General features: G+C 32.6%; 11 protein-coding genes. 7 read left to right on the plus strand and 4 right to left on the minus strand.

Going from position 1 to position 17,463, the window contains the following annotated elements; genetic code table 11:
* Positions 1 to 13: 13 nt before the first annotated feature.
* On the plus strand, positions 14 to 2,548 hold the full coding sequence (locus tag K8Z87_RS06460) for a DUF559 domain-containing protein (protein WP_227476665.1): 2,535 nt from the start codon (positions 14 to 16) through the stop codon (positions 2,546 to 2,548).
* Positions 2,549 to 2,614: 66 nt separating this feature from the next.
* Here K8Z87_RS06460 and K8Z87_RS06465 read toward each other — a convergent pair whose 3' ends face one another.
* The 4 genes from K8Z87_RS06465 to K8Z87_RS06480 form a co-directional block, all read right to left on the minus strand.
* Positions 2,615 to 6,256: an ABC transporter permease/M1 family aminopeptidase gene (locus K8Z87_RS06465; protein ID WP_227476666.1), complete on the minus strand. Its 3,642-nt coding sequence runs from the start codon at positions 6,254 to 6,256 to the stop codon at positions 2,615 to 2,617.
* A 17-nt stretch (positions 6,257 to 6,273) separates the two neighbouring features.
* Positions 6,274 to 7,161: an ABC transporter ATP-binding protein gene (locus K8Z87_RS06470; protein WP_227476667.1), complete on the minus strand. Its 888-nt coding sequence runs from the start codon at positions 7,159 to 7,161 to the stop codon at positions 6,274 to 6,276.
* Between the two features lie 105 nt (positions 7,162 to 7,266).
* The gene (locus tag K8Z87_RS06475) at positions 7,267 to 8,376 is read right to left on the minus strand and encodes a DUF2911 domain-containing protein (protein WP_227476668.1); all 1,110 of its coding nucleotides are present in this window, start codon (positions 8,374 to 8,376) and stop codon (positions 7,267 to 7,269) included.
* Between the two features lie 172 nt (positions 8,377 to 8,548).
* Positions 8,549 to 9,784 (minus strand): peroxiredoxin family protein, encoded by a 1,236-nt coding sequence (locus tag K8Z87_RS06480; RefSeq protein ID WP_227476669.1) that lies wholly within the window; start codon positions 9,782 to 9,784, stop codon positions 8,549 to 8,551.
* Between the two features lie 120 nt (positions 9,785 to 9,904).
* Between K8Z87_RS06480 and pheT the strand changes: the two genes are divergently transcribed.
* The 6 genes from pheT to K8Z87_RS06510 all read left to right on the plus strand — a co-directional run bounded on the left by pheT (position 9,905) and on the right by K8Z87_RS06510 (position 17,461).
* Positions 9,905 to 12,331, plus strand: coding sequence for a phenylalanine--tRNA ligase subunit beta (gene pheT / locus K8Z87_RS06485; protein WP_227476670.1), 2,427 nt, complete (start codon positions 9,905 to 9,907; stop codon positions 12,329 to 12,331).
* Between the two features lie 10 nt (positions 12,332 to 12,341).
* On the plus strand, positions 12,342 to 13,217 hold the full coding sequence (locus K8Z87_RS06490) for a phosphatase PAP2 family protein (RefSeq protein ID WP_227476671.1): 876 nt from the start codon (positions 12,342 to 12,344) through the stop codon (positions 13,215 to 13,217).
* 174 nt (positions 13,218 to 13,391) lie between these two features.
* Complete coding sequence (tpx, locus tag K8Z87_RS06495; RefSeq protein ID WP_227476672.1) at positions 13,392 to 13,892, plus strand: thiol peroxidase; 501 nt, start codon at positions 13,392 to 13,394, stop codon at positions 13,890 to 13,892.
* Positions 13,893 to 14,258, plus strand: a complete 366-nt coding sequence (locus tag K8Z87_RS06500; RefSeq protein ID WP_227476673.1) for a diacylglycerol kinase family protein — start codon at positions 13,893 to 13,895, stop codon at positions 14,256 to 14,258.
* A 135-nt stretch (positions 14,259 to 14,393) separates the two neighbouring features.
* Positions 14,394 to 16,808, plus strand: a complete 2,415-nt coding sequence (locus tag K8Z87_RS06505; RefSeq protein WP_227476674.1) for a DNA translocase FtsK — start codon at positions 14,394 to 14,396, stop codon at positions 16,806 to 16,808.
* A gap of 17 nt (positions 16,809 to 16,825) precedes the next feature.
* Positions 16,826 to 17,461, plus strand: coding sequence for a LolA family protein (locus K8Z87_RS06510; protein WP_227476675.1), 636 nt, complete (start codon positions 16,826 to 16,828; stop codon positions 17,459 to 17,461).
* Positions 17,462 to 17,463 lie beyond the last annotated feature (2 nt).

Here is a 17,463-nt window from a genome sequence, read left to right on the forward strand (position 1 = left end):
TTAAATTCGCTTTATGAGCGTAAACCTACAAACTCCTATTGACTATTTAAAAGGTGTCGGCCCTAACCGTGCTGATTTGTTGCGCTCAGAACTTGGTATCCACACCTACCAAGATCTTATCAACTTGTTTCCAAATCGCTATATAGACCGAACTAAATACTACAAGATTTCTGAGTTACAACGTAATAACGCTGAAATTCAAGTTATCGGTGTCATCACAGGTTTTAAAGAAGTAGCACAAAAACGTGGCAAGCGCTTAGTTGCAACATTTAAAGATGATACAGGCACTATGGAACTGGTTTGGTTTAGAGGTCAAAAATGGATTAGAGAAAGTCTAAAAACCAATATACCGTATGTTATTTTTGGTCGTGCCAACTGGTTTAATGGCAAATACAATATGCCTCATCCAGAATTAGAGTTGCAAAGTGAACATGAAAACAATCTTCGTTCTGCAATGCAAGCCATATATCCGTCTACAGAAAAACTAAACAATAAAGGAATTACCAACCGAGTTGTTACTAAAATAATGCAACAACTCTTTATTGAAACTAAGGGCAACTATACAGAAACACTTTCTGAAAATATAAAAAACGAATTAAAGCTAATTTCTAAATCTGAAGCGTTATTTAATGTTCATTTTCCTAAAACTCCAGAACTATTAGCACGCGCACAATTTCGATTAAAATTTGAAGAATTATTCTACATACAATTACAATTAATTCTGAAAAATTTAATCCATAAATCTAAAATTAAAGGCTTTCCTTTTGAAAAAGTAAGCACCTATTTTAACACCTTTTTTTCAGAGCATTTACCGTTTGAATTAACCAAGGCACAGAAACGTGTTTTAAAAGAAATTAGAACAGATTTAGGAAGTAATGCCCAGATGAATCGCCTTTTACAAGGAGATGTAGGTTCAGGAAAGACCATAGTAGCCTTTATGTCAATGCTCATGGCGCTTGACAACGGTTTTCAAGCATGCTTAATGGCGCCAACTGAAATTTTGTCAGTTCAACATTATAATGGATTATATGAGTTATGTAAATTACTAAATATCAATATATCAATATTAACAGGGTCAAGTAAAGCTTCAGAACGAAAAGAAATTCATAAAAATCTTGAAAATGGCGAATTACAACTCTTAATTGGCACACATGCCTTACTTGAAGATAAGGTGAAATTCAAAAATTTAGGGCTTGCAATTATTGATGAGCAGCACCGTTTTGGAGTCGCACAACGAAGTAAACTTTGGAAGAAAGGCCCACCTCAATCCTCCCAAAGGGAGGATGCAAAAACCGTTCGCAGAAAATATATGACAGCGCGTCCATCTACATATAATTTGATGAAACAATTCCAGCATGAAAATAAAAAAAATAGCACTGAGTCAGAACGCATTTTATGGGAGGTATTAAGGGCTAAAAAAATAGGCTACAAATTTAGAAGACAACATATAATTGATGAATTTATTGTAGATTTTATTTGTTTAGAGAAAAATCTAATCATAGAAGTTGATGGAGATTATCATAATACTAAAGAACAACAACAAATCGATGAGTTAAGAACTATTATCTTAAATGAAATAGGGTTTAATGTCATACGTTTTAAAAATAGTCAAGTAATAGGAAATATTGATAATGTATTAAATCAAATTGAGAGCCAATTAAAAAGTCTCCCCTCTGGGGAGATTAGTGGGGCTACGCCTCCACACATCTTAGTTATGACAGCTACTCCTATTCCAAGAACCTTAGCCATGTCTGTTTATGGCGATTTAGATATCTCCGTAATTGATGAATTACCAGCTGGTCGGAAACCGATAAAAACAGTTCATCGCTATGATAATAATCGTCTTAATGTCTTTAAATTTATAAGGGATGAAATTAAATTAGGTCGACAAGTATATGTTGTTTACCCATTAATTCAAGAAAGTGAATCTATGGATTATAAAGATCTTATGGATGGCTATGAAAGCATTGTTAGAGACTTTCCTATGCCAGATTACCAAATTTCTATTGTCCATGGAAAAATGAAACCCGCTGACAAAGATTACGAGATGCAGCGTTTTATAAAAGGTGAAACACAAATTATGGTCGCTACAACCGTTATTGAAGTTGGTGTTAATGTGCCCAATGCCTCAGTAATGATTATAGAAAGTGCAGAACGATTTGGATTATCTCAATTACACCAATTACGCGGACGTGTTGGTCGTGGTGCTGAACAGAGTTATTGCATACTTATGACGAGTCATAAATTGAGTAATGATAGTAAAACACGATTAGAAACGATGGTACGTACTAACGATGGTTTTGAGATTGCTGAAGTCGATTTAAGATTACGTGGGCCAGGTGATATTATGGGCACACAACAAAGTGGTGTTTTAAACCTTAAAATAGCGGATATCGTAAAAGACAAAGATATTTTGAAATTGGCAAGGCACCATGCCAAAACTGTGCTTAAATTAGATCCTACACTTGTTTCACTTGACCATAAAGTTATTTTAGACACTTATAGGCAAATGAGTAAGTACAAAAACATATGGAATTACATAAGCTAGGTCGAGTATTGGTTACAAACAAAAAACAGTCAAGAAGTTCTTGACTGTTTTTTGCTTTATTTTTCTCTATAGTTCTTTTCTATTATCCTCGGAATTAATATCAATTAACTTATTGAATGGATCGACACCAACCTCAACAGGCTTCTCTTCTACAATAATTTTAATCGTATTATTAATTTGAGTGATTTTGTGTTTCTTAAGGTATGCTACATCTTTTTTACCATCTTCATTTTCATAAAAAACGCCTATATCTATATAATCCACTAATGGCAATGATTCTTTAGCCTCTTCCATCTCGTCGGTTTTATATGATAATGAACTATCAGGTTCATCAAAATAAGAACGCTTTCCTTGATCGTTATTACGATATTTACTAACTAAGAACTCTATTTCAACTTCATACTTTCCATCTTCAGTTTCTTCAAAGCTTGTATTGACCACTTCATTATCATATAATGTTACGGTTTCAAACATATCTTTAATAACATATTGCAATGAATCTGGTGTCGCTTCTCTTAAATAATCCACCATTTCAATTGATGTCGTATACGGTGGTTCTTGAAACTTAACTTTTTCTACATATTTACTCAACGCATTATTTAAACTTTCTTCACCAATATAATCACTTAATGCATAAAAGATTAAAGATCCTTTTTGGTAGCGAATATAACCTTGACCATCGTTATACATTAAAGCATTTTCACGTTTACGTTCAAAAGTTCTACTGCGCAAATAACGATCTAACGCATCTTTTAAAAAAACACGCATTTTATTACTACCGTGTTTAGCTTCTAATACTTTAAGAGATACATACTCTGATAAACTTTCAGATAGCATTGTCGCACCTAAAACATCAGCACCAATGACTTGATGCGCCCACCATTGATGCGCAATTTCGTGCGCTGTTACAGAATATGGATAGTCTACTCCTCCTTCTTCTGAATCATCCACATCTGCAATAAAACCAATAGTTTCTGAAAATGGAATGGTATTAGGAAACGACTGTGCAAAAGAGCCTGCTGTACGAGGAAATTCAATAATTCTGGCTTGACGATGTTGATAATCGCTAAATGCATTTTCACTGTATTTTATAGCATCCTTCATGCCTGCCATCATACGGTCTAAATTATAAGCATGTGCTTTGTGATAGTAAATTTCATAATTAATACCATCTGATTCTTCTCGTTTCACCTCATACCTTGCGGAGTTATAAGCATAAAAGTTTAAGATTTTACTATCCATTTTGTAATGAAAATAACGTCTACCATCTTCAATCCATTCTTTTTGCAAATAGCCAGGAGCTATAGCTATTTGATCTTCAGAAGTACTTACTACCGTTTCAAAATCTATCCAATCTGCATCTTTAGATATATATGTATTTCCTAAAGCTGTAGAATCTGATGGATGTGGACGCAATTTATTAGGTGGTAAATCATATTTTTCTCTTGTTTTATTATCTCTTAACTCTCTTCCTGGTCCATAACCAAAAGAAGGAAAGGCTCCATTATTAATAAATGTTCCATTACTTACAACTGGCGAAAATCTTCTAAAAAATGTATTTTCCATGCTCTTTGCCGTAAAAGACATTATTAAACTATCTCCTGGTAATAACTCTTGATCTAATTTGTAGATATGAAAATTGAATACGGTATCCTTAGACACTAATTGATGTGATCTATTAAAATCTATAGTACTTCGTTCTGTATTATAGTTTACAAACAAACTATCAATCGATTCATTAGTTTTATTTACCATAGTAAAATTCCCATCTGCATTATAGCTTAATTCATTTGGAAAAATATTCATATTCGCATTAACTGCTACGATACGCGGTTGCGCTACGTTTTCAAACTTTTTATATGTTTTCTCCCAATCGACACGTAATTGCTCATTCTCCTTAGCAGATCTCCTTGGGTTAGCTATATTGTTTTCATAATAAATTCTATATCCCAAGCCTATAAAAGCGATTAATACTACTGAAAAACCTAAAACTGTATTTTTTGTTATTCGAGATTTAGCAATCTGCAAACGTTCTTTAAATGAACTAGGAATACCTCTTACCCATAACAACCTTGTTAGTATTAAAAATAATATGCCATTTAGCAACCAATAAAATTTATAGATTAAATACAATCCAAACGATTGTCCATATCCATTCATATCAGAATAGCTATAGAAAGGTCCTCTATTATATTTAAAAATATTTTGTTCAATACCTAAAGCACTTAAGAAATCTATACCTATAAATATTGCCAACATTATAAATAATCCTAGATATGCATTACGGACTAAGGTTTGAATAAATAGTGCTAATAATGTCCAGATTAAATAGTTTATAAAATTTAGAATATATAACTCAAACATATAATGTCCAATTTCAAAGTCATAAAAACCACTGTACATTTGATAGATAACACCTGTGAGCATCACTAATGTTAATAGCAGAAATTGCATTTTTATTAGCGCTATTAATTTTGACACAAACAACGTCCAGTTAGGTATCGCAGTGCCATCTACAATATGTGACATATTTGCTATACGTGAACGATGCACTAGCATACCTGCATATAGAAATGTGCTTATAACTATAAAAAGCCCAAGAACGTCTTCGCTTTGAAGCATTTTCCAAGTCATAGGTAAAGTATCTGTACCAAAAAATGATCCTGAAAAACTTAATTCTGAAAATAAAGCGAAAACTGCAATTACAACTATGAATATAAAAATGGGATTTAAAATGATGTATTTAAAATCTACATTAGATAATTTCCAAGTTGTTTTTAGATTCTGAAAAAATGAAAAATCGAAACTTACTTTAGGTAAATCAATCTTTGTTAAGCCACCAAAGTTGTTTTTAGTTACACGTTCTCCTTTTTTCTTCTTGAAACTAAAACTAATTGCATTTTGATCGAACCTAAAATACTTATAGACAAATCCGAATATTATTACGCTAATGCTTAACCAAAATAAACGGTTATATAGTATAACTTTTCCGAAAGGCAATAAAAATGTATTTCGTTCAGCGGGAGTCCAATACCTTGTGTAATAATTTGAAGCAGAGCCACCAAATGGATTTAATATAGCGTCTAACATTCTATAATCGTCGCCAGATAAAATATCATTAAGCAATCCCGAAATTAGCAGCAACCCTATTACTGTAAAAAACCCAGCAATAATGCTTCTTGTAAAAGTTACCATAGCAAATACTATAGATCCAAAAAGCAATGCATTAGGCAATAAGTAAATAAAATATATATGGAAATAGGTTTTAATATGCAATGGCCCAACAATATCTGTATTTGTTCCTGGAAAACGAAAGCCTATAATTAAGCCTAAACCTATTAATAGTATTATAAATGAAACTATAACTAAAGCACTTAAAAATTTTGCAAATAAGTAATTCGTCTTCGTAAATGGATAGGAATACATAATGGTATGCATTTCGCTTTTATAATCCCTATTGATTGCTACGCCAATTATTGATGGAAATAATATAAGCATAATAACAAGCATAGCATTGAACATCTCAAAAATTTCAATTGCAGAATTCGCAATTCTAGTTGACCCTGTCGTCGTTGTTATATTATCAAATAATCCAGCACTAGAAGAAGATATTAATATTGGAAAAATGAAAAATATTGCTGCATATATATAAAATATTGGCCGTCTTAACCAATACCTCATTTCATATTTAAATATTGTTAAAAACATATAAAATTAGATTATGGTTAGACTGTTTCGATTTGATCTTCTTTTAATGCGATGAAATAGACATCATCTAATTGTGGATCTGTAGTTATAAAGTCATCAGATGGTTGCTCTGCACTATACACTCTAACATTTAAAGAATTATCTTGATTATAGTTAGAAGACAACAAGTTATAGTTAGCCTCTATACCGTCTAACTCACTACGTTCTATGGTTTTAGTCCAGATTTGTCCTTCTAGCTCATTAGTAGCATCCATAGGAGTGGTATGCTTTAAAATACGTCCACCATTTAAAATGGCCATTTCATTACACAGTTCTTTAACATCTTCTACAATATGTGTTGAAAAAATAACTGTACAATTAGTTCCTACTTCTCGTAATATATTTAAAAAACGATGACGTTCTGCAGGATCTAAGCCCGCTGTGGGTTCATCTACAATAATTAATTTAGGATTATTCAACAATAGTTGTGCTATACCAAAACGTTGTTTCATTCCTCCTGAATAGCCAGAAACACTTTTCTTACGAACCTCATAAAGATTAGTGATTTCTAAAACTTCATCAATTAATTTCTTTCTATCTTCTTTAGACTTTACGCCTTTTAAAGTGGCAAAATAATCTAATAATTTTTCTGCAGACATTTTAGGATACACCCCAAAAGATTGTGGTAAATAGCCTAACACTTTTCTTAAAGCCATTTTATCCTCTAATACATTAATGTCATTAAAAAATATAGAACCAGAATCTGGGCTCTGTAATGTTGCTATGGTTCGCATTAAAGAGGATTTACCTGCGCCATTAGGACCAAGAAGACCAAACATTCCTGTACCAATTTCTATATTTAAATTATCAATAGCTTTTACGCCATTTTTATAGGTTTTTGTTAGATTATTTATGGTTAATTTCATTGTTTTTTGATTGTGTGTTAAATAATTAGCAATATTGTATACACAAGTATACAAAAAAGCCTATGAGAATCTCATAGGCTTATAAAATATTTAAGAATAATCTTACTAGTTGATGTCTTCTCCTTTTTTAAGTTTTTCTATTTCTCCATTTAAACGGTTTTTAAAACCTCCTGGTGCAACAGCTAAAGATGCTTCTGCAGATTTTAAAGCATTTTTAAAATCACCTTTAGATGAATATGCTCTTGTTAATATATAATTAGAAGGCCAAGCTCCATCATTATTTTTAAGATTCGTTTTAGCTATTGATAAAGCTATATCTTTTTCTCCTGCAGCTATTAATTGATTAACTAATCCAAACGTTTGATTATTTGTTGCATAAGAAGCAGCTTTCTCAAACGAGGTTACTGCTTCATCTTTCTTGCCTTGTTGCATTAATATTCTTCCTTTAAGTAATAAGTTGGCAAAGTTTTCCTTGCTAAAAAACTGTCCTTCAATAGACGTATTCGTCCATTCTAAGGCCTTTTCCATATTACCAGATGCAAATGCGTATCCTGCGGCCTGGTCCCAAGTACTTTGTTGAAAGCCTTTAGGGTTTCGTAGATCATTTTCTATACCAGCCATAACAATATCCGTAACTGCAACATCAATTTTAAAAGGTATTTCTTTTTTACCCCAATGTAAAGTTGCTGTTGTACTTGTCGGTGCTACTGTATTAAACTCATAGGTTAACAATTCTCTGCTTTGTTCAACATCTCTAGATTGAACTGTTGCTCTAAGAACATCTTCTGCTTCGTCATAGTAAAAACTTCCCCAAGATGTCGTATTAGATGATAATACTAATACAACACTACCATCTTCATTAGGTGCAAAAAACAAAGCATATTTCCCTGCCTTTACATCTTGCCCTTCAAGTTTAACATCATGTGTAAATTCAATAGTGGTATTGTAGTCTGCTCCTGCTCTCCATGGTGCTGATTTAGATGTTCCAAACCCTAAGTCATTAAATCCATATTGTACCAAACCTCCCCAAATAGTTCTTCCGCGTTGTGCTGGCCTGTTATAATGGATTGTAATGTCAGTAATACCAACACGTTGCGTTACCTCAGCTTCTTGACTTGTTGCCGGTAATGTTACTTGTGCCGTAATTTCAGTTGTAAATAAAAAAGCCACAGTCAATGCTAATACGCATATGGCTTTATTAGTAAAAAGTTTCATTTTAATTGATTTTTTTTAGTTTAAAAACGCAATTTAAGCATGGCTAATGTTTTGCTATGTTATAATAGCGTTAAACTTTAAATAGAAGAATTTAATTTATAATACAATAAGCAATGCTAAAGAAGATTATATTATAATTACAGAAAAGTTAATATAGTTGAAGATTAGGTCATTATTCTGCTAACAGCTCAGCTATAAAACGTTCAAATTCTGCCATAAACTCAGTATGCTTTTCACCTGTAGCTGCTCCATTAAATCCTGTGTGGATTCTACGCACTTCGCCTTTTTTATCTATAAAAATGGTTGTTGGGTAAGATAGAACGTGATTTAGCATTGGTAGCTTTTCATTAGCCTTAGTCTTATCTTCAGTTTCATATTGCGCTAATAAAATAGGATATTTAATATCTAATTGTGTACGCAAACGGTCTATACCTGCAAAGGCTTTTTCTTTAGTTTTAGCATATTCAAACGCTAAAGCTACAAACTCTATAGCTTCATTCTTATGAGCATCATAAAACTGTGTATAATACTTACTTTCTTCTAAACAATTAGGACACCATGTTCCCATAATTTGTACAACTACCACTTTATCTTTAAAACGCTCGTCGTCTAAAGACACCATATTGCCAGAAGCATCTGGAAACGAAAACTCAAAACGCTTGTAACCATCTTTTAAAAAAGTTAAGGTATTGGCATCGGGCAATTCATAAGCTTCATTTCGTTTAGCAATAAAAGGTTCTTTCCAATGATTGCCAGAATAAAAAGATCCTTCTAAAGTAGAGTCGGTAACTTTTGCCGTAAATAAAAAGGCGTGAGCACCATCAAACGTTGAAAGTTTTAATTCGTCTCCATCTACTACTCCTTCAAGATATCTGTAATCTCCTGTGGTGGTTCTAATCGTTCCCGTGACTTTATCTGCTTGTTCTGAGCTTGCCGAAGTATGCTGTTTAAAAATACCTTTAGCAATATATTCATCGCCTTCTATATCTTGGCTAAAAACCATTTCCCAAACTCCAGATACATCTTTAGTCGATTTAGAAGTATTAGTAAAACGTGTATTATTTTCAAACTCAGCATTAAATGGTACGTAACGATCCAAGCTTTCTTTTATAAATTCGCCTTTTAGGTTTTTACCGTCAAATACTGCAGCTATATAACCTTCAAATACAGGGTTTTTAATATATATAGAATCGTTTTTATAACTAATATCAGTAATTTTAATCGCCTCCTCTGCATTAAACATTGTAAATGAGGTTGGCGAATCTACTTGAAAAATAAAAGGTAATTCTTTATGGTCTTGCACTATTAAAACAGCGCGATATGTCCCATTTTCTAAAACTTGTGTTTTCTTTTCTTCTGCACAAGACCATAATAAAACGACGCATAAAATTCCTATTATTCTTTTCATGGTAAGATACTTTCTAATGAACTTCGAAATAACAACATTTCCCTTACATAAAAAAGCATTGCTCAATTTCATTAAGACTTAACTATTATTATCTTTGCCAACTTAAATAGTATTGTATTTATGAAGATTTCATACAACTGGTTAAAACAGTTTATCAATATAGATTGGGATGCAGAGAAGACTGGAGAACTACTTACAGATCTTGGTTTAGAGATTGAAGGTATTGAACTTTTTGAGTCTGTAAAAGGTGGATTAAAAGGCATCGTTATTGGTGAAGTATTAACTTGTGTGCAACATCCAAATGCCGATCGTTTAAAATTAACCACTGTAGATATTGGAGCTGATAAACCTCTGCAAATTGTTTGTGGTGCTCCTAATGTTGCGGCTGGGCAAAAAGTGCCTATTGCTACAATTGGTACAGAATTATATACAGCTGAAGGTGACGCTTGGACTATTAAAAAAGGAAAGATTAGAGGAGAAGAAAGTCATGGAATGATTTGCGCTGAAGACGAACTTGGTTTAGGCGAATCTCATGATGGCATAATGATATTAGATGCTAAACTAAAAGTGGGCACTCCTGCCTCTAAAGTTTTTAATATTGAAAATGATATTGTTTTTGAAATTGGACTAACTCCTAATCGAGCAGATGCCATGAGTCATTATGGTGTGGCTCGCGATTTAAAAGCGGGTTTACTACAGAAAGAAATTAATTTAGAATTAATTACTCCATCGGTAATTGCCTACCACGTAGACAGTAGAACATTAAAAATAGATGTCGATGTTTTAGATAAAGAGAAAGCTCCGCGTTATTGTGGTGTTACTATTGTAAATTTAAAAGTTGAAGCTTCTCCAACATGGTTGCAAAACCGTTTAAAAGCTATTGGCCTTACGCCTATCAATAATGTTGTAGATGTCACTAATTATGTATTGCATGACCTTGGCCAACCGCTACATGCATTTGATGCAAATAAAATATCAGGCAATACTATAGAAGTAAAAACAGTGAAAAGCGGTACTAAGTTTACCACTTTAGATGGTGTAGAACGCACACTTCATAAAGATGATTTAATGATTTGTGATGCTGAAAAACCAATGTGCATTGCAGGTGTTTTTGGAGGTGAAAATTCTGGGGTTACAGAAGCAACAATAAGTATCTTTTTAGAAAGTGCGTATTTTAATCCTGTAAGCGTTCGTAAAACAGCTAAACGTCATGGACTAAATACAGATGCTTCGTTTAGATTTGAACGTGGTATAGATCCTAACATTACATCATATGCACTAAGACATGCTGCATTATTACTATGCGATATTGCTGGTGGTGAAATTGCTAGCGATATTTTTGATGCTTACCCAAATAAAATTGAAGATTTTCAAGTACGTTTAAGTTTCGATAATGCCAAAAAGTTAATTGGCGAAGAAATTCCTAGAGAAACCATTAAAAGTATTTTATCGTCTTTAGACATAAAAGTTAATAATGTCACAGAAACTGGCTTAGGCTTAACCGTGCCTGCTTACAGGAACGATGTACAACGCGAAGCTGACATTATAGAAGAAATACTGAGAGTTTACGGCTATAATAATATTGGAATTACCGAAAAATTAAATGCTTCTATTTCTAATACGTCTAAGTTTGAAGATTTTAAAGTACAAAATGTCATTGGTAATCAATTAGCTGCTCAAGGCTTCTTTGAGATTATGGCTAATTCGTTAACAACACCTGCTTATACGGAGTTAAGTGAACAACTTAATGCAGACCATAATGTTGAGATGTTAAACCCATTAAGCAATGATTTAGGTGTTATGCGTCAATCATTACTTTTTTCTGGTTTAGAAGCGGTGGCTCATAATATCAACCGCCGACGTAGTGATTTAAAGTTATTTGAATTCGGGAAAACATATCATCAATATTCAGATAACAGAGAAGAACATAAACATTTATCCTTATTTGTAACAGGAAATAAAACTGAAGAACGTTGGAATAATCAATTAGCACCTAGTGATTTCTTTTATCTAAAAGGATCCGTTGAAACCGTATTGCAACGCTTAGGGTTAAACCGCATTAAATCATCTCCACTAAAATCTGATCTTTTTAGTGAAGGTCTAAGTTTATCTATAGGAAAACACAAATTGGTAGATTTTGGTTTGGTTAAAAATTCGATATTAAAACATTTTGGAATTTCTCAACGTGTCCTTTATGCTGATTTTAATTGGGATAATGTTTTAAATATGGCACAGCATAATAGTATTAAATTTAATACTATTGCAAAATATCCTGAAGTACGTCGAGATTTTGCTCTGTTGATTGACAATACTGTGACGTTTGAAGATATACATACCATTGCAAAGCAAACCGAAAAACAATTGCTTAAAAATGTAAACCTTTTTGATGTTTATGAAGGCAAAAATTTGCCGGCTAACAAAAAGAGTTATGCGGTGAGTTTTACATTTCAAGATGAACACAAAACATTAACAGATAAACAAATTGATAAAATAATGAATAAGCTACAAGCTAATTTTGAAAATAAACTTGGAGCTGAATTAAGATAACCAACCAATTATGACTGCACGCAAAATAATTCTTTCAGTTTTCATCATCGTATTTACCTTTCAAAGCAATGCTCAGGTAAAAGAGTTTTTTAAAACTGATAAGCCTTCAGATTCAGCATCAATAGGCCAACTTGCTTTATACGATCTTAAACAAGGCATTAAAAGTGTCGGACACTCTTTTACTAGGCCGCTGCATTGGAAGAAAAAAGATTTTATAACATTAGGTACTGTTGTAGCAAGTTCTCTTGCCTTATCTACATTAGATGATGAAGGTAGTGCTCTTTTTATTAGAAATGAACGCCATGTCCCTAATATTTTTCAAGAAGCAGGTACTCGATTTGGAAGTCCGCAAGTTTATTTTATTGCTAATGCCACATTATATGGTGTTGGTCTATTTACTAAAAACGAGAAGTTAAGAAAAACAAGTGTATTAATTATTTCGTCCTCTTTTACAACTGGGCTTATACAGAGTTTTACAAAAACTGCGGTTGGTAGAGCGCGTCCTGGTCAAGAAGGTTTAAATAGTAGAGATTTTAGGTTTTGGGATAATAGAGCTTCATTTCATTCATTTCCATCTGGTCATACCGTATTATCTATTACTATGGCGCATTCTATAGCGAAACAATTTGGAAACCCTTGGACTAAAGCTAGTATTTACACTCTTGGAGCAGTAGCGCCTATATCAAGATTATTTGCTGGTGCACATTGGCTTACTGATATCGGAATAGGTGCTGTATTAAGTATTGCTGTTGTAGATGCAATAGATAAATTTTTATTTAAAACCGATGCTTATGATTATCCTGACCATTATCCAAAAAAAGAAAAGAAGATTTCTTGGAATTTTGCTTTTGGTGGCGATAAAATAGGTTTTGTTGGTAGGTTTTAACTAAATACGTTAACTTATAATTTATCAAATTAGTAGTGCTAAGATCTTATAGCAGTATATCATCCTGTTTCTCAAAGCGAAGATAATTAAAAGCTTAAATCTAAAACATTATCATTTTATTCACATTTAAGCCAAACGCTTTTTCTATTTTTAACCTATAAAAAATTATAACACATGGCAAATGTAACACTTGGAGGAACTCCAGTAGAAACTATAGGAAATTTACCAAAAATTGGCAGCAAGGCCCCAAATTTTAAACTTACCGGAACGGATTTAACAGATAAAACCAATGATGATTTTAAAGGTAGTCGTCTTGTTCTAAACATCTACCCAAGTATAGATACCGGAACTTGTGCGCAATCTACTAGAACATTTAATGAAAAAGCAAGTCAATTAGAAAATACGAGAGTGCTTTGCATTTCTAAAGATTTACCATTTGCAATGTCTCGTTTTTGTGGGGCTGAAGGCCTTAATAATGTAGAGAGTTTTACCGATTATAAAACTGGTGATTTTGGCACAACTTATGGAGTAACATTTACAACTGGTGCTTTTGAAACCTTATTATCGCGTTGTGTGGTTGTTATAGACACAGATGGCACTGTTTTACACACCGAACAGGTTAATGAAATTGCAGATGAGCCAAATTACGAAGCTGCACTTAATGCGCTTAAATAAATGTCTAAAAAAGAATCCTTTGCTGTCAACCGTCTTAAAAGTGTAGGTTATGCTTTTAAGGGGTTGATGGTTTTAGTTAAAACTGAAAAAAGTATTCAATTACAATTAATCATTGCTGCTATTGTTACTGCCGCTGGATTCTATTATAATATTTCTTCAACCGAATGGATGATTCAACTCATTATGATTGCTGTAGTTATGAGCATTGAAGGCGTTAATACAGCTATAGAATATATTGCAGATTTTATTCACCCAGAACATCATCCAAAAATTGGCCTTATAAAAGACATAGGTGCAGGTGCTGTTTTTATTGCTTCTATAATAGCCATTATAGTGGCATGTATTATTTATATTCCTAAGCTATAATAGCTCATAACCTTGTTAATAAACTGCGTCTATAAATACCAAAACCGTTAGGATAAACGTTAGTAATTTGTATTTTTGTTTTACATCTTAATTTTATTATAACTAATCGGATTTCTGTTGCTTCAGAAAGCATATATGGCAAAAAAGACAACCAAAAAGAAAATCACTAAAAAACCAAAATTAAAACGACCTTCATTTCAACTATCGAGTCAACAAAAACTCATATTTGGAAGTCTATTAATTATACTTGGTGTTTTACTTTTTATTTCGTTTTTATCGTTTTTGTTTACAGGGAAAGAAGATCAGAGTATTTTGTCTAATTTTCCTTCTCGTGATGCTGAAGCAAAAAATTGGGCAAAGCTTTTAGGTGCACAATTAAGTAATTTGTTTATCACTAAAGGATTTGGAATTGCTTCATTTATTTTTTCTGGATTGCTGTTTTTATCAGGAGTTTATATAACGCTTAATTTAAAGTTAGAGCGTTTACGCAAACATTGGATTTGGGGAACTCTAATTGTTATTTGGTTATCTATATTTCTTGGCTTTTTTACTCATAAATACAATGTCTTGGGCGGAATTATTGGTTATGAGATGAATCATTTCTTTCAAGATTATATTGGAAAAATTGGCACTGCTCTACTCCTAGTTTTTGGTTTAATTATATACGCTGCTATACGTTTTAAAATTAATGGTCAAACATTTGTAACACTTTTTAATAAAGCTAAAAAGGATATACATTCAGATTTTAATGATATAACAGATGAAGATGATACTGTTGTTCCAATAGATAATAGTCTGTCTGAGGAAGCTGAAGCCATTAAATCTGCTTTTGAAATTCCATTAGAAAATGTAGAACCTACCAATTCTAACCCTTCAAAATTAGAGCCTAAGAAAAAAGAAAACACTGAGCCTGATAATGCAAAAGAATTAGAAATTGTAATTGAAAAATCTGAACCCGAAGTAGCAATTGAAATTGAGAAGACTGTTGAAGAAAAATCAGAAACTGATAATCTTGCAGATAAACTAGTAGAAGATTTTGGACAGTTTGACCCAACGCTAGAATTAGGTAATTATCAATTTCCTCCTTTAGATTTATTAAAGAAATACGATAACGAAGGAATTTCTATTGACCAAGACGAACTTGAAGAAAATAAAAACCGAATTGTCGAAACACTTAACAATTATAAGATTGGTATTTCTTCAATTAAAGCAACCATTGGTCCAACGGTAACCTTATACGAAATTGTTCCAGATGCTGGTATTCGTATTTCAAAAATCAAAAACTTAGAAGATGATATTGCTTTATCTTTATCTGCATTAGGTATTCGTATTATAGCACCAATACCTGGTAAAGGTACAATTGGTATTGAGGTACCAAACAAAAACTCTACCATTGTATCCATGCATTCTGCTATTGCTTCGCAAAAGTTTCAAAACAGTAAAATGGCACTTCCTATTGCTTTAGGAAAAACCATTAGTAACGAAACTATGGTTGTAGATTTAGCTAAAATGCCACATTTACTTATGGCTGGTGCTACAGGGCAAGGAAAATCCGTAGGGCTTAACGCTGTACTAACATCTTTACTCTACAAAAAGCATCCGGCAGAAGTAAAGTTTGTTTTAGTAGATCCTAAAAAAGTAGAATTAACTTTATTTAATAAAATAGAACGTCATTATTTAGCCAAACTTCCAGATAGTGAAGATGCTATAATTACAGACAATACTAAGGTCATTAATACATTAAATTCATTATGTATTGAAATGGACAATCGTTACGAATTGCTTAAAAATGCATTTTGCAGGAATATTGCGGAATACAATACTAAGTTTAAAGCACGTAAATTAAACCCAAATGATGGGCATCAATTTTTACCATACATCGTTTTAGTAGTTGATGAGTTTGCAGATTTAATAATGACCGCTGGTAAAGAAGTTGAAACTCCAATAGCGCGTTTAGCTCAATTGGCTAGAGCTATAGGTATTCATTTAATTATTGCTACACAACGTCCGTCTGTAAATGTAATTACAGGTATTATTAAAGCCAATTTCCCTGCACGTATTGCATTTAGAGTAACATCAAAAATCGATTCGCGTACGATATTGGATGGTTCTGGCGCCGATCAGCTTATTGGGCGTGGAGATATGCTATATACTCAAGGTAATGACTTAATACGTATACAATGTGCTTTTGTAGACACACCAGAAGTAGAGAAAATCACTGAATTTATTGGATCGCAAAAAGCCTATCCTGACGCGTATTTACTTCCCGAATATATTGGTGAAGAAGGTGGCACAAATCTTGATATAGACATTTCAGATAGAGATAAACTGTTTAGGGAAGCTGCTGAAATCATTGTTACAGCGCAACAAGGATCAGCCTCTTTATTACAAAGAAAATTAAAGTTGGGTTATAATAGAGCCGGACGATTAATAGACCAATTAGAAGCTGCTGGTATTGTTGGTGGTTTTGAAGGTAGTAAAGCTAGACAAGTTTTAGTAACAGATTTAGTAGCTCTAGATCAATTGTTAGAAAACGAAAAAAATAATTAGAAAGACACTTAAATACAATGAAACGATTAATAATACTTTTAATATTAGTAACAACAGGAAATCTTTTTGCGCAAAATGATGCTAAGTCATTTTTAGAAGAAGTAAGTACTAAAGTTAAAGCTTATAAAAATATTAGTTTAAGCTTTAAATATGAGTTAAACAATGTTAGCGAAAATATTAAACAAGAAACCAAGGGAGATGTTACTATTGAAGGAGATAAATATATCCTCAACGTACTTGGCATAACTCGTGTTTTTGATGGAGAAACATTATATACTATTAGTCCTGAAGATGAAGAGGTTACCATTTCTTCAGAAAATAGTGATGACGAAGGCACCATTACGCCTAGTGAGATGCTATCTTTTTATGAAGATGGTTATACTTATAAAATGGATATCATTCAAAACGTAAAAGGAAGACGCATACAATTTGTAAAATTAAATCCTATTGATACTAATTCTGAAATAAAACAGATCCTTTTAGGTGTAGATGCAACTACAAAGCACATCTATAATTTAACCGAAATAGGTAAAAATGGCACACGTACAATACTAACTGTGACGGCATTTAAAACCGATGAACCTATCTCTGAAACCTTATTTACATTTGATGAAAGTAAGTATCCAAATTACTACATCAATAAAATAGATTAAGG

It is taken from the genome of Winogradskyella immobilis, from assembly GCF_021887715.1.
Taxonomy (GTDB): domain Bacteria; phylum Bacteroidota; class Bacteroidia; order Flavobacteriales; family Flavobacteriaceae; genus Winogradskyella; species Winogradskyella immobilis.